Origin of the sequence: Archangium violaceum Cb vi76 (genome assembly GCF_000733295.1) — a bacterium.
Lineage (GTDB): Bacteria > Myxococcota > Myxococcia > Myxococcales > Myxococcaceae > Archangium > Archangium violaceum.
This window is the reverse complement of record NZ_JPMI01000277.1, coordinates 1-13,068: the sequence shown is the minus strand read 5'-3', so window position 1 is coordinate 13,068 and position 13,068 is coordinate 1. Positions and strand designations below refer to the sequence as shown.

The following is a 13,068-nucleotide window of genomic DNA, read 5'->3' as shown; positions in this document are numbered from 1 at the left end:
ACGCTCGGAACGCACCAGCCTCGATTTGGGTTTATTCCGATCGGGCGATTTTCTCCCCGAAGCCCCCGCGGAGCGTCTCCACGAGGAACCGGCCCGCCCGACGCACCACGTTCCGGGCCGCATCCAACCCGACGCACAGCCCGTACGTCAGGCCGATCAGCGCCACCGTCAGCAGCGTGTATTGGCCCCAACCGCTGCGGCCTCCCCACACCTTCTCGAAGGAGAAGCCGAAGATGTGGAAGTAGAGCAGCGCCTCGTGGAAGAAGTACGCGGACATGGACGACGTGCCGAACGTCTCCACGAAGCGCCGCACCCGGGAGGGCTCTCCCGTGGAGGCCGTCCGCCGCTCCAGCTCCATCAGCCCGAGCAACAGGAGGCTCACCCACATCCAGCGCTCGGCCGCGTTGGAGGGGTTGGTGACGAAGAAGCGGTGCTCCGGGTACATGTCGCGGAGGGGCTCCGCCGCCATCCAGCCCGCGAACCCGAGCCCCACGAGGAACACCAGGGCTCGGACCAGCCCCGCGCGGCCCTGCTCGCCGGCCACAGCCCCCGCGTACGCTCCGAGCCACGTGAAGCCGAGCCACGGCAGCAGGGGGAAGACGGCCCCGGTGGACTTGTTGAGCACGTAGGCCCACGGCCCCTGCGCGGCCTCGCCCAGCGGCGAGAGGAAGAAGACGATGAGCGCCAGCGCCAGCGCCACGCCCCGCAGCACCCGCGGCCGAGAGGCCAGCCAGGCGGCCACCGGCAGGACGAGCAGCAGCGACAGCCCCACGCAGTGGAGGATGTCCAGGCGCACCAGCCACTTCGGCTCCCGGAACAGGGGGAACCACATCCAGTTGACCAGCGTGGCCACGCCGAGCACTTGCAGGGCCCGGCGCAGGTTGCGCCCGAGCCGCTCGCTCCGTTTGCCGCTCGCGGCGCTGCGGACCAGCAGCATGGCGAGCGCGAAGCCCGCGGCGAAGAGGAAGGACGGAGCCACCAGCCCGTCGATCATGAGCAGGTACTTCGTCGTCTTGCTCTGGCGCAGCTCGGGGGTCAGCAGCACCAGCGCGTGGCACTGGACCATGAACAGCACGGCGATGCCGCGCAGCCAGTCGATGGCGCGGACGCGCTCGGAGTTAGGGGCGGAACTCATGGCAGGCAGGCGAGCTCGGGTTCGGGGGCTTGGGCGTCCTGGTGCTGCAGGAGGCAGCGGATGGCGTTCGCGTCTGGCGCGTCCGCCCCCCAGGAGCGCCGCCACAGCAGGGCGGCCACTCGCGTGGGAATCCGCGAGTCCGGGGCGACGAGGGCACGGATGGCTCCGTTGCTGCCCGTCTTCGCCTCCTGACGCAGCGATTCCAACGTGGCGACGACCTCGGGGCAGCCCTCGGGGCAGTTGTAGAGGAAGACCGCGTGCCCGTGCTCCAGGTTGTGCAGCCACACGCACCGGTTCTGCTCGGTGTCGTGGACCCGGCAGCGCAGCGTGTCGCCACAGTGGTCCCCGCTCGTGGGCGGGTTCTGCCCGTCTCCGCACGCGGTGCTCGAGCAGGTGAGGTGCCTCGCGCTCGCGGGCGGCGGGGACAGGGAAATGCCGTAGCGGGAGCAGTCCTCGGGCTCGCTCGGACCACAGGCGAGCAGGGAGGACAGCAGCAGGGCGGGGAGCGCACGGTGGAGCACGGACATCGGGGTCCCTCTTACCACGGGTGCATCTCACGGGCTCAACCCGGGACGCGCGATACCCTCACCCCAACCCTCTCCCGGAGGGCGAGGGAGCGTGGGGAGTCCCTGTCGCCCGGGGCGGCTCCCCAGCGGTGAACATCCCGTCACTTTGAAGGTGCGTTGCCCGAGGGCCTTCCTCTACGGTTGCGCCCCGACATGAACAGCACCTCTCCCATCAAGTCCCTCGTGCGCGCGGCCCTCGTGGTCGTCCCGCTCATCGCCTCTCCTGGCTGTACGTCCTCGGCCCATGGTTCCACCACCGGTTCTCCCGAGGAGACGCGCCCCGCCGCCGCCGCGCCCGCCGCGGAGCCGCAGAAGCCCGCCGAAGCCGCGCCGTCCACCGCCGAGGACGCGCGTCAGTTCGCCACCCGGGTGAACGAAGATCTCAAGCGTCTGTGGACGCGGCAGGCCACGGCGGACTGGATCAAGTCCACGTACATCACCGATGACACCGAGCGGAACGCCGCCCTGGTCAACGAGGAGGTGCTCGCCTACGTCAGCCAGGCCATCAAGGAGGCCGCGCGCTTCAAGGACGTGCAGGGCCTGGACGCGGACACCTCGCGCACGCTGCACCTGTTGCGGGTGTCCTCCACGCTGCCCGCGCCGAGCGATGCGCAGAAGCGCGCGGAGCTGGCCGGTATCGCCGCGAAGCTCGACGGCATCTACGGCAAGGGCAAGTACTGCGGCAAGGATGGCAAGGGGCAGTGCAAGGACCTGGGCGATCTGTCCGATGTGATGGCCAGGAGCCGCAACTACGACGAGCTGCTGGAGGCGTGGACGGGCTGGCACACCATCTCGACGCCGATGCGCCCGCTCTACCAGCGGCTGGTACAGCTCTCCAACGAGGGCGCCCAGGAGATCGGCTTCGCGGACACGGGCGCGCTCTGGCGCTCCAACTACGACATGCCGCCCGAGGCCTTCGAGAAGGAGGCACAGCGGTTGTGGGGGCAGGTGAAGCCCCTCTATGACGATCTGCACTGCTACGTGCGCGCCCGGCTGGCGAAGCAGTACGGCGAGGACAAGGTGCCCGCCGGCAAGCCCATTCCCGCGCACCTGCTCGGCAACATGTGGTCCCAGGAGTGGAACAACATCTACGCCATGGTGGAGCCCTACAAGGGCCAGCCCAGCCTGGACGTGGACGCCGAGCTGAAGCGGCAGAACTACGATGCCCTGCGCATGGTGAAGATGGGCGAGAGCTTCTTCACCTCGCTGGGGCTCAAGTCGCTTCCGGAGACGTTCTGGCAGCGCTCGCAGTTCACCAAGCCGAGGGACCGCGAGGTGGTGTGCCACGCCAGCGCCTGGGACATCACCTACGACAACGACGTGCGCATCAAGATGTGCATCAAGCCCACCGAGGAGGATCTGGTCACCATCCACCACGAGCTGGGCCACGACTACTACTACACGTATTACTACAAGCTTCCGGTGCTCTATCAGGCCGGCGCGCATGACGGCTTCCACGAGGCCATCGGCGATGCGCTCACCCTCTCCATCACCCCGGGTTACCTCAAGCAGGTGGGCCTGCTGAAGGAGGTCCCCAAGGGAGACAAGGGCCTCATCAACCTGCAGATGAAGGACGCCATGGAGAAGGTGGCCTTCCTGCCCTTCGGCCTGCTGGTGGACCAGTGGCGCTGGGAGGTCTTCTCCGGGCGGGTGAAGCCGGAGGACTACAACAAGGCCTGGTGGGCGCTGCGTGAGAAGTACCAGGGCGTGCGCGCCCCGGTGGAGCGCACCGAGAATGACTTCGATCCGGGCGCCAAGTACCACGTCCCCGCCAACGTCCCCTACACGCGCTACTTCCTGGCGCGCATCCTCCAGTTCCAGTTCCACCGCGCGCTCTGCCAGGCCGCGGGCCAGAAGGGCGCCCTCCACGAGTGCTCCATCTACGGCAACAAGGAGGCCGGCCGCCGCCTGCAGGCCATGCTGGAGATGGGTGCCAGCAAGCCCTGGCCGGATGCGCTCCAGGCCCTCACCGGTGAGCGCGAGATGGATGCCTCGGCGATGCTGGAGTACTTCGCTCCGCTGCGCACCTGGCTCCAGGAGCAGAACAAGGGCCAGAAGTGTGGGTGGTAGGGGCTCGCCAGGAGTAGACAGGGTTGGCGGCCCCGCTTAAATTCGTGCCCGCTTGGCTGGGTATCGACCAGCCGGGCCGGGCGGCAGATTTCCGCGCCCGTCTGTCTGAAAGAAGAAGAGCAAATGGCGACTGGTACCGTGAAGTGGTTCAACGATGCGAAGGGGTTCGGATTCATCACGCAGGATGGCGGTGGCGAGGACGTGTTCTGCCACCACTCCGCCATCAACATGGATGGCTTCCGCACCCTGGCCGAAGGCCAGCGGGTGGAGTTCGAGGTGGGCCGCGGTCCGAAGGGCCTGCAGGCGCAGAACGTCCGCGCCGTCTGATTCCGGCTGTTTCGTACGTTGTTCCTGAAAAGGGTCCGACCCACTGGGGCCGGGCCCTTTTTCATGTCTGGAGTCCTCGCGTGTCCCTCTCACCGTCCAGGTTTCTCATGAAGCGTGCCGCGTTGTTTCCATTGCTGGCCGCGCTTGGTTGCGCGTCCGGCCCGTCCCCTGTCCCAGCGGGTGCTTCGCCCGCGGAGGCCCGTCCCATGAAGCACACCGCCGATCTCCCGGCCCTGAAGGCCGAGCTCGTCTCCCGTCATGGCGAGGCGCAGCGGGTCCGCATCGAGCGGGGCGTGGACCAGGTGGCCTCATTGTGGCGCGTTGAGGACGGGGACCTGGGCGCCTTCGTGTGCGAGCACTTCATCGCCGACGAGAAGCAGCTCGATGCCACCCTGGCCCGGCTGGAGACGACCTTCGAGCAGCTCGATGGTCACCTGCATGAGATCAACACGGAGCTGCGGCGCCCCACGGACCTGGACCTCGGGCCGCTGCTGCCGGTGGATCCGCTGCTGGCCGCGTATGATCCGGCGGCGCACGTTACCGAGGATCTCTTCCGGGCGAAGGTGGGCTTCGTGGCGCTGCTCAACTTCCCACTCACCACGCTGGCTGAGCGGATGGAGAAGGGCCCCGGCTACACGCGCCGCCAGTGGGCCGAGGCCCGGCTCACCGGCCGATTCAACAGCCGCGTGCCCGCGGAGGTGCGGCAGGCCTCCTCGCGGGCGGGCGCGGACGCGGACCTCTACATCGCCGAGTACAACATCTGGATGCACCACCTGCTGGACGAGCAGGGACGCCGGCTCTTCCCCTCGGGGATGCGGCTGATCAGCCACTGGAACCTGCGTGACGAGCTGAAGTCCCGTTACGCGGATCCCGAGGGCGTGGCGAAGCAGCGGATGATCGTCAAGGTGATGGAGCGCATCGTCACGCAGAGCATCCCCGCGGCGGTCATCGACAACCCGAGGGTGGACTGGAATCCGTTCACCAACGAGGTGAAGGAAGCGCCGGCCAGCGAGGTGGAGAAGGACGCGCCCCAGCGTCCGGTGGTGCTGGAGGGCAAGCGCGAGGAGGACGTGCGCTACGCGAAGCTGCTCGCGCAGTTCCACGCGGCGCGGATGGAGGATCCGTATGTGCCGGTGGCGCCCACGGCCGTGGCCCGCAGTTTCGAGCTGGGGCGCGAGCTGCCCGAGGCCCGGGTGAAGGCGTTGCTGGAGCAGGTGCTGGCGTCGCCGCTGGTGCCCCGGGTGGCGAAGGAGATCGAGTCCCGGTTGGGCCGGAAGCTGGAACCGCAGGACCTGTGGTACGCCGGTTTCAAGGCGAGCGGGAAGCTGTCCGAGGACGAGCTGAACACGCTGACGCGCCAGCGCTACCCGACGGCGGATGCGTTCGCCAGGGATCTGCCGCGCATCCTCCAGGGGCTGGGTTTCTCGAAGGAGAAGGCGGCCTTCCTGGCGGCGCACATCCGGGTGGATGCCTCGCGTGGGGCGGGGCATGCGATGCAGGCGATGCGGCGCGGGGACTTCCCCCGGCTGCGTACGCGGGTGGGCCCCCAGGGCATGGACTACAAGGGCTACAACATCGCCGTGCATGAGTTGGGGCACAACGTGGAGCAGGTGTTCTCGCTCTATTCGGTGGACCACACGTTGCTGACGGGCGTGCCCAACAGCGCCTTCACCGAGGCGCTGGCCTTCGTCTTCCAGGCGAGGGACCTGGAGCTGTTGGGACAGGCGAAGCCGGACGCGGCCAGCGAGCGCGAGCGGGTGCTCAACGACTTCTGGCAGACGTGGGAGATCGCCGGGGTGGCGCTGGTGGATGTCGCCGTGTGGCACTGGCTCTACGAGCACCCGGATGCCACGCCCGCGCGGTTGCGCGAGGCGGTGGTGCGCATCGCCCAGGAGACGTGGGACCGGTACTACGCGCCGGTGCTGGGAGGGCAGGGGACGCCGCTGCTCGGCATCTACAGCCACATGATCTCCTATCCCCTGTACCTGGCCGACTATCCGTTGGGGCACCTGATCTCCTTCCAGATGGAGGAGCACCTGAAGAAGGCAGGCAACCTGGGGGCGGAGTTCGAGCGGATGGCGAGCCAGGGTGCGTTGACCCCGGACGTGTGGATGACGAACGCCACGGGCGCTCCGGTGAGCGCCGAGCCGCTGCTGCGAGCCACCGAAGCCGCGCTCGCCCGCTGATGGCCCCGGGCCCGGGTGTTCAGCTCCAAGCGGATGTTGTATGGATTCTCACCTCATCGGGCCCGGCGTGAACATCCGGGCCCCCGCTGGCGAGAAAGCCCTTGAGCACCACGGATGAACTGAGCGCCCTGACGGCAGGTGTGGATCCGCGAGCCTTCGATCCCTTCTCCTGGTTCAACATCATCGGGGAGATCGGCTGCGTCTTCTGGATCATCGCCTATGTCTTCGCCATCCGGCAGGGATTCAGGGATCGGGCCCCTGGGTTCCCCCTGGTCGCCATCTGTCTGAATTTCGCCTGGGAGTTCCTGGCGTCCTGGGTCATCCCGAATCCCGTGCCGCTGTGGCATGCGTTCGATCGCATCTGGTTCTTCGTGGATGTGCTCATCGTCTACCAGCTGCTGCGCTACGGGGCCTCGCTGCAGCGCATCCCCGAGGTGCGCCGCTACTTCCATCCGATCGTGGCGGTCACCACGGTGATGGGAGGCATCGGGCTCTACACCTTCTATCTCCAGTACCGGGACATCCTGGCACTGGTCGGCGCGTTCATGATCAACCTCATCATGAGCGTGGCCTTCATCTTCTTCTTCTTCGAGCGCCGCCACCAGGGAGGCCGCGGGCTGTCGGTGCCAGCGGCGTGGTTCAAGCTGTTGGGGACACTCGGCACGTCCATCGAGTGCCATTACGTCATCGGCCTGGCCGAGCCCTGGCTGCCCAGCCTCTCCTTCCTGCACTTCGTCTGCGCGTCCATCTTCCTGGTGGATCTGCTCTACGCGGTGATGGTGACGAGGTGGGCCGCCCAGAGGGCGCGTGGACAGACGCCGCTCGAGGAGCAGGATGCTCGGGCGCCCATGCGCGAGGCCGCCTGAATCCCATACTGGAGATCCTTCATGATGCAGCCGTCCGAATTGGCCGAGGTTCCCTTTCCGCCCGCCCCCTGGCGGATGAGCGGGGAGTGCTGGGGAGGGTTGGTGAAGGCGGACCGGGACGTCCCCTGCCCGGCGCCCTGGAAGCCGCTGCTCTCCTCGCGCATGGCCATGGTGGTGTTGATGCGCTACCGCGCGGGCACGCTCCAGTATGACGAGCTGATGGTGGGCCCGCTGGTGCGGCACGGTCTGCACGTGGGCCTGTGGATCCCCCATATCTGGGTGACCAGCGAGGCCTCGCTCTGGGGCGGCCGCCGCATGTGGCGCCTTCCGAAGGAGCTGGCCACCTTCACCTGGGAGGAGGGGCGCGTGCGGGTGGCGGACGCCTCGGGTCCCATCGCCACGTTCGGGATGAATCAGCGCCCGGGTTTCTGGCCCCCGCTCCCGGTGCCCATGCCCGGCGTCGGAGGTGCGCCGGGTGGGTGGACCACCTTCGTGGGATGGATGAGTGCGCGGCTCGCGCCGGGAGGACTCCGGGTGGAGGAGTGGTCGGAGCGCTTCCCGTTTCGCCTCCAGGGTCCGGCCTCGTGGAGCGTCAGGGCCCACCCCATGTCCATCACCGTGCCCGGGCCCACGGTGGAGACCGCGTTCTAGCCGCCCGTGTGAGCGGCGGGGTGGGGGACGCGTTCTCCGCCCCCCACCCGGGACTGCCTACTTCTTCGGCTGCGGAGCCGCCCGGGGCACGTCCGCGCCCTGGCCGCCAATGCCGAGCAGCTCGATCTCGAACACCAGGGTGGCGTTGGGCGGGATGGTGGGAGGCGAGCCCTGGTCGCCGTAGGCCACCTTCGCCGGGCACACGAGCTGCGACTTGCCGCCCACCTTCATCTTCTGCACGCCCTCGGTCCAGCAGGGGATGACGCCGTTGAGGGGGAACTCCGCGGGCTCGCCGCGCTTGTACGAGCTGTCGAACTCGGTGCCAGTGATCAGGGTGCCGCGGTAGTTCACCTTCACCGTGTCGGTCGCCTTGGGGCTGGAACCGGTGCCGGCCTTGAGCTCCTTGTAGACGACGCCCGAGGGCAGCTTCGTGGCGCCCTTCTCCTTGGAGGCCGTCTCCAGGAACTTCTGCCCAGCGCGCTCCTGCCGGCTCTTGGCGAGCGGCTGCAGATTGGGCCCGTACTTCTCCAAGTCCACCGCCGGCTTCGCACCCGTGGCCGCGTCCGTCATGCCCTTCTTGACGAGCTCGAGCTCCGCCGGGCTCAAGTCGAACATCTTGATGCTCCGGCCGATCGACAGCCCCAGCGCGTAGACCGTCTTCTCCTCCTCGGTCTTGAGCTCCTGCGCGTTCGCCTGGAGCCCGGTGAGGGCGAGCATGACCGCTCCCAACATTCCCAATCGCATGTGTCTCCGCCTTTCTCAGTGGCAGCGGAACAATAGGTCCGCCCGTCTCTTCCCGCTGGCGGTTTTCTTGCCCTCCGGCCGGATGCTCCTACCCTCGCCACAGGCTGCTGCGGCGCTGAAGCGTCCTGTAGCGGCTCCGGCCACCCGGAGGGCGAGAGAGATGAGCGACAAGCGGAAGAACGCGCGGGTTCCCCTCGACATCTACCTGAACAAGTACATGGGGGGCGTGCCGTACATGGCGCGCGCCGCCGACATCAGCCACGAGGGCGTGAGTCTGGCGCGCCTGCTCGAGCCCGAGCAGGACACCCGGCGGGTGGGGCTCCAGTTCCAGCTTCCCGGCTCGACCGAGGTCATCTACGCCGAGGGCGAGGTGGTGCGCGAGTGGGTGGAGGCGGGGGCGCGCCGGGACGAGCGCTCGGGCGTGCGCTTCACGCTGCTCACCCAGCGGCACCGCCAGTTGATTGATGAGTACGTGACACGCAGCACGCAGGCACACTGAGCCGCGCTCCGTTGGCAGGTGGGCGGGCGGGCCTTCCTTGACCTGGCTTGGAGCGGGCCGGTTGAATCCGGTGCTTCGAAACAGGAGCGGGGAGGATACGTGAGGCGTGCACTGTGGGCGCTCGTGCTGGCGGTTCCGCTGTCGGCACTGGCGCAGGGCAACGGGGTGGATTGGCAGCGGCAGGTCCTCCGGGAGACGGGGGATGGACCGCCGGACGTGAAGGCCTCCAACCCGTCCCAGGCGAGATTGGGCGCGGAGCGCTCGGCGAAGGAGGATGTCCTCGCGGATCTGCTGGAGCAGGTGAAGGGCCTGCGTCTGCGCGCGGACAGGACCGTGGGCGAGGAGATGGCCCGCGAGGAGACCCGCCGCCAGATCGAGGACGTGCTGCGCGGCTACAAGGTCGTCCAGAAGCGCTACTTCTCCGATAGCGGCGTGCAGATGGCGGTGGAGGTGCCGCTCGGGGCGTTGACCTCGGTGCTGGTGACTCCGGCATCCGCTGGCACCACGACTACCGCGACGACGGAGCCGGCGGAGGCGAAACCGGCCGGGCCGAAGAAGGACGCGCGGGAGAAGCACACGGGGCTGGTGCTGGACGCGCGGAAGCTGGACATGACGCCGGTGCTGGCGCCCCGGGTGCTCGACGAGTCCGGGCAGTCCCTCTATGGCCTGGAGACGCTGTCCGCCGAGACCCGGAAGAGCACGGGCGTGGCGGGCTTCTTCAAGAGCCTGGAGGCGGCCCGGAAGTCGGAGCTGGTGGGCGCGAAGCCGCTGGTGCTCGAGGCGTCGCGGCTTCAGGGCTCGGATCTGCTGCTGGGGCCGGACGCGGCGAAGGCGCTCGCGGGGATGGACCCGAGTCTCCTGGCCGGGGGCCGGGTGGCGATCCTCATCAAGTAGAGGCGGACGAGATGGCCCCGGAGCGGATGAAGCGCAGTCGCGGGTGGTGGGCCCTGGTGGGGCTGGTGCTCGGGTGTGCCTCGGGTCCCGAGCAGGTGGATTCTCCGGCGGCGGACCGGGCGCGCGAGCTGATGCGCGCCATGCGGTCGCGCAACGGCAACCTGCTGCTGCGGTGCGAGCCCGAGGACGCCGAAGTGCATCTGGACGGGGTGCTCCAGGGCGTGTGCACCGACTTCGGTGGCAAGCCGAGCGGATTGCAGGTGGGCCTGGGGATGCACCGCATCGACGTGAAGAAGGACGGCTACTGGCCGTACACCACGTACTTCGAGCCCAACAGTGCCCGGGCGGGGCTGACGATCAAGCTGAAGTCGATGCAGCAGCAGAGCGGCGGCACGGACTGATCCAACGCGGGCGCTCCTCGCGCACAGGAGGCGGTTTTGCGTAGCGGCCTGTAGCACCCTGTAGCGGCTGCTACATGTATCGCGTGCGGGGGCCGATATTCCGGCTCCGCGGATCGTTCACGCCCGGCGGATCAGCGGAGCCGGGGCTAGACGATGCGGATGGGACGGCGCAGATCGCGGGGCATGGATCACGCCGATCAGTGCGGCCTTCTCGTGTTCGAGGAGGGTGGCACGGCGTTCCCTTCGAGCCGGACCCAGGGGAGGCGTTGAGCATGGCCGGGTTGGACTGGGTACAGGTGGACGTGGGCTTTCCCATGAGCCTCCCCGTGGTGTGCGCCGCTCGCACCCTGGGGATGGAGCGGCGGGCCTTCGTGGGGGCCATGGTGGAGCTGCAGATCTGGGCGGTGCAGGCGTTGCCCTCGGGACGGTTCGAGCCCTTCGGACTGTCCGGCGGACGGTCCACGGACGCGTCCGCGGACATGTCCATGGACGAGGCGGTGTGGCAGGAGGCGGTGGAGGGCGCGGTCCGATGGACGGGCGCTCCCGGCGCGTTCTGGGACGCGCTGCTGCGCGCGGGGATCCTGGTGAGGGAAGGGGACAGCGTCCGCTTCACCCTCTGTGATCGCTACGTGCAAGTCCTCGAGAAGAGGAGCAAGGAGGCCGAGCGCAAGCGCCGGGAACGGGCTGCCAAGGCCACGGGCGCGTCCGCCGGACGTCCCGTGGACACGTCCGGGACGTCCTCCTCCAGAAAGAGAAAAGAGAAGGAGAGTGAGAAGAAGACTTCTTCTTCTGCAGCAGCACTGGAGACGGGATCATCGGGCGGACGGCTCACTCCCGTCGCCCCGCCCTCGGACGAGGAAGTGCCCGTGGTGCCGGTGGAGGCCACGCCCGTCCAGCTCGCGCTGCCAGGAACGCACATGGTGCCGGTGTCCTCTCCGCCGCGAGACGTATGGCGGGCTCCGGAGTCCGAGGACGCGGCATCCGAGCCGTCCCCGGTCGAGGAGGAGTCTCCGGCCCGGGCCGCGGCTGCCTTCTTCGAGACATGCCAGGAGGAGCGCGGCCGGGCACTTCCCGGACTCCCCTCGGAGGAGCAGCCCAAGGCCTGGGCGAGCTGGTACCGCGGAGCCCTGCGCAAGGTGGGCGGGGACGAGGGACGTCTTCTGGACGCCTGGCGCGGGTACCTCCACTCCGACTGGGGGCGTAGCCGGGAGCCCCGCTGCACGGCGCAGGCGTTCTGTACGCCCCGGGTCTGGAGCCGTTACCTCGAGCCCGTGAAGCGGGAGGATCCCTCCGAGCTGTCCGGTGCACCGTCCGTGGACGTGTCCACGGAGGCGGGCCGCCACTGGCGGGAGTGCCTCGCGTGGCTGCACGACCATGGGAAGCGGTACGCCCTGACATGGCTGGCCCAGGCCCGGGCGGTGGGGGTGGAGAATGGCCGCCTGGTGCTCGAGGTGCCGGACGCGCACTTCCGCCAGTGGGTACAGGAGCACTACGGCCCGATGGTGGAGCAGCTCGCGCGGGAGCGTGGCCTCGAGGGCGTGTGCTGGCGGGAGGCCGAGGGCGTCTGTGCGCCGCTTCTCGGATAGACGGGGTACTATCCCGCGGACGATACGGAACAAGAGGAGCCCGCCATCGGACGTAACAAGAGAGGCAAGGCGCGCGCGGTGAAGGCGCCAGTGGCGCGGGTCGCTCCAGCGGAGACGTCCCTGCATGTGGTGAAGACCGAAGCGGTGGAGCCGCGGCCGGCCCCCGAGCCCGTTCCCGTGGAGCCACCGCCCGCCGAGGGCGAGCTCTCCGAGGCCGAGGCCCGGCGGGTGGATTTCGCCTGGTCGGCGGCCATGGTGGGCTCGCTGGCGCTGGTGTTCGCGCTGCTGTCGGTGTTCGGAGGCGTGGCGGTGCCGGTGCTGCTGGCGCTCGCCATGGCGTACGTGCTCAACCCGCTGGTCACCGCCATGGAGCGCCGGGGCCTCAACCGCACCCTGGGGACGAGCGTGGTGTTCACCGGGAGCCTGCTGCTGCTGATCGGCGCGGTGCTCTACCTCATCCCGGTCTTCCGGGAGGAGGCGGTGAAGCTGCCGGACTTCTTCCGCCGGGCGAGCGAGCGGGTGGTGCCGCAGGTGGAGTTGCTGCTGGGACGTCCGTTGCCGGATCTGCTGCGCCAGCGCATGACGGAGCTGGGGGCGCAGGCCTCGGAGATCCTCCAGAGCGCGGGGCCCACGGCGGCACGGCTGGTGGCGAGCTTCGCGGGCAACACCGCGCGGGTGGTGGCCACGCTACTGGGCCTGCTGGTGGTACCGGTACTGGGCTTCTTCTTCCTCCAGGACTACCCGCAGCTGGTGGGCATGGTGAAGGGACTGATGCCGCGCCGGGCGGTGGGGCTGGTCAGCCGGCGCTTCTCCGAGGTGGATGACGTCCTGTCCGCCTTCGTGCGTGGGCAGATCACCGTGGGGGCCATCCTCTCGGTGCTCTACGGCACGGGCTTGTGGTTCGCGCGCATCGACCTGGCCATCGTGATCGGCGTCATCGCCGGGTTCGGCAACATGGTGCCGTACCTGGGGACGGGGCTGGGGATTGTGCTGGCGGGGCTGGGGCTGATGCTGTCCTGGCAGGGACCGTGGCAGCTCGCCGCGGTGGCGGGCACCTTCGTGGTGGGCCAGATGGCCGAGGGCTTCTTCATCACCCCCAAGGTGGTGGGAGACAAGGTGGGCCGTCTCGTCGGTGGCCGTGAT

13 protein-coding genes are annotated in these 13,068 nt (G+C 68.8%); 10 read left to right on the top strand and 3 right to left on the bottom strand.

From position 1 onward, the window contains the following. Positions 1–31: 31 nt before the first annotated feature. Both Q664_RS38165 and Q664_RS38160 read right to left on the bottom strand, forming a co-directional pair. Positions 32–1,135 (bottom strand): heparan-alpha-glucosaminide N-acetyltransferase domain-containing protein, encoded by a 1,104-nt coding sequence (locus Q664_RS38165; RefSeq protein WP_043407636.1) that lies wholly within the window; start codon positions 1,133–1,135, stop codon positions 32–34. Beyond that, positions 1,132–1,662: a DUF3105 domain-containing protein gene (locus Q664_RS38160; RefSeq protein ID WP_043407633.1), complete on the bottom strand. Its 531-nt coding sequence runs from the start codon at positions 1,660–1,662 to the stop codon at positions 1,132–1,134. Before Q664_RS38160 ends, Q664_RS38165 begins: the two co-directional genes overlap by 4 nt. Before the next feature lie 192 nt (positions 1,663–1,854). On the opposite strand from Q664_RS38160, the gene Q664_RS38155 reads away from it, so the two are divergent. The 5 genes from Q664_RS38155 to Q664_RS53190 all read left to right on the top strand — a co-directional run bounded on the left by Q664_RS38155 (position 1,855) and on the right by Q664_RS53190 (position 7,801). After that, positions 1,855–3,771 carry a M2 family metallopeptidase gene (locus Q664_RS38155; protein WP_043407882.1) on the top strand — a complete coding sequence of 639 codons (1,917 nt, stop codon included), beginning with the start codon at positions 1,855–1,857 and terminating at the stop codon, positions 3,769–3,771. A 123-nt stretch (positions 3,772–3,894) separates the two neighbouring features. Beyond that, positions 3,895–4,098 carry a cold-shock protein gene (locus Q664_RS38150; protein WP_043407630.1) on the top strand — a complete coding sequence of 68 codons (204 nt, stop codon included), beginning with the start codon at positions 3,895–3,897 and terminating at the stop codon, positions 4,096–4,098. 107 nt (positions 4,099–4,205) lie between these two features. Then, positions 4,206–6,284: a hypothetical protein gene (locus Q664_RS38145; protein ID WP_052519177.1), complete on the top strand. Its 2,079-nt coding sequence runs from the start codon at positions 4,206–4,208 to the stop codon at positions 6,282–6,284. 101 nt (positions 6,285–6,385) lie between these two features. Then, the gene (locus Q664_RS38140) at positions 6,386–7,150 is read left to right on the top strand and encodes a transmembrane-type terpene cyclase (protein WP_043407626.1); all 765 of its coding nucleotides are present in this window, start codon (positions 6,386–6,388) and stop codon (positions 7,148–7,150) included. A gap of 21 nt (positions 7,151–7,171) precedes the next feature. Continuing rightward, positions 7,172–7,801: an acetoacetate decarboxylase family protein gene (locus Q664_RS53190; RefSeq protein WP_052519176.1), complete on the top strand. Its 630-nt coding sequence runs from the start codon at positions 7,172–7,174 to the stop codon at positions 7,799–7,801. 57 nt (positions 7,802–7,858) lie between these two features. Here the strand turns inward: Q664_RS53190 and bamJ are convergent, their stop codons facing one another. Next, entirely contained in the window at positions 7,859–8,518 is a 660-nt protein-coding gene (gene bamJ, locus Q664_RS38130; protein ID WP_043407876.1) for a BamJ family beta-barrel-assembly machinery protein, read from the bottom strand. Positions 8,519–8,705: 187 nt separating this feature from the next. Between bamJ and Q664_RS38125 the strand changes: the two genes are divergently transcribed. From Q664_RS38125 to Q664_RS38105, 5 genes are all read left to right on the top strand, one after another. Beyond that, a complete protein-coding gene (locus Q664_RS38125) occupies positions 8,706–9,044 on the top strand; it encodes a PilZ domain-containing protein (protein ID WP_043407623.1) in 339 nt (112 codons plus the stop codon). Positions 9,045–9,143: 99 nt separating this feature from the next. Then, positions 9,144–9,938 (top strand): hypothetical protein, encoded by a 795-nt coding sequence (locus Q664_RS38120; protein ID WP_043407620.1) that lies wholly within the window; start codon positions 9,144–9,146, stop codon positions 9,936–9,938. A gap of 26 nt (positions 9,939–9,964) precedes the next feature. Beyond that, entirely contained in the window at positions 9,965–10,339 is a 375-nt protein-coding gene (locus Q664_RS38115) for a peptidase associated/transthyretin-like domain-containing protein (RefSeq protein ID WP_052519192.1), read from the top strand. Between the two features lie 272 nt (positions 10,340–10,611). Continuing rightward, the gene (locus Q664_RS38110) at positions 10,612–11,925 is read left to right on the top strand and encodes a DnaA N-terminal domain-containing protein (RefSeq protein WP_043407617.1); all 1,314 of its coding nucleotides are present in this window, start codon (positions 10,612–10,614) and stop codon (positions 11,923–11,925) included. Positions 11,926–12,051: 126 nt separating this feature from the next. Then, positions 12,052–13,068 (top strand): AI-2E family transporter (locus Q664_RS38105; RefSeq protein WP_425117459.1); only part of this gene is annotated, 1,017 nt, incomplete at its 3' end.

Coding starts and splice junctions, on each gene's coding strand:
- Q664_RS38155 (WP_043407882.1), top strand. CDS start 1,855: ATGAACAGCACCTCTCCCATCAAGTCCCTCGTGCGCGCGGCCCTCGTG.
- Q664_RS38160 (WP_043407633.1), bottom strand. CDS start 1,662: ATGTCCGTGCTCCACCGTGCGCTCCCCGCCCTGCTGCTGTCCTCCCTG.
- Q664_RS38165 (WP_043407636.1), bottom strand. CDS start 1,135: ATGAGTTCCGCCCCTAACTCCGAGCGCGTCCGCGCCATCGACTGGCTG.
- Q664_RS38110 (WP_043407617.1), top strand. CDS start 10,612: ATGGCCGGGTTGGACTGGGTACAGGTGGACGTGGGCTTTCCCATGAGC.
- Q664_RS38115 (WP_052519192.1), top strand. CDS start 9,965: ATGAAGCGCAGTCGCGGGTGGTGGGCCCTGGTGGGGCTGGTGCTCGGG.
- Q664_RS38125 (WP_043407623.1), top strand. CDS start 8,706: ATGAGCGACAAGCGGAAGAACGCGCGGGTTCCCCTCGACATCTACCTG.
- Q664_RS53190 (WP_052519176.1), top strand. CDS start 7,172: ATGATGCAGCCGTCCGAATTGGCCGAGGTTCCCTTTCCGCCCGCCCCC.
- Q664_RS38145 (WP_052519177.1), top strand. CDS start 4,206: ATGAAGCGTGCCGCGTTGTTTCCATTGCTGGCCGCGCTTGGTTGCGCG.
- bamJ (WP_043407876.1), bottom strand. CDS start 8,518: ATGCTCGCCCTCACCGGGCTCCAGGCGAACGCGCAGGAGCTCAAGACC.
- Q664_RS38150 (WP_043407630.1), top strand. CDS start 3,895: ATGGCGACTGGTACCGTGAAGTGGTTCAACGATGCGAAGGGGTTCGGA.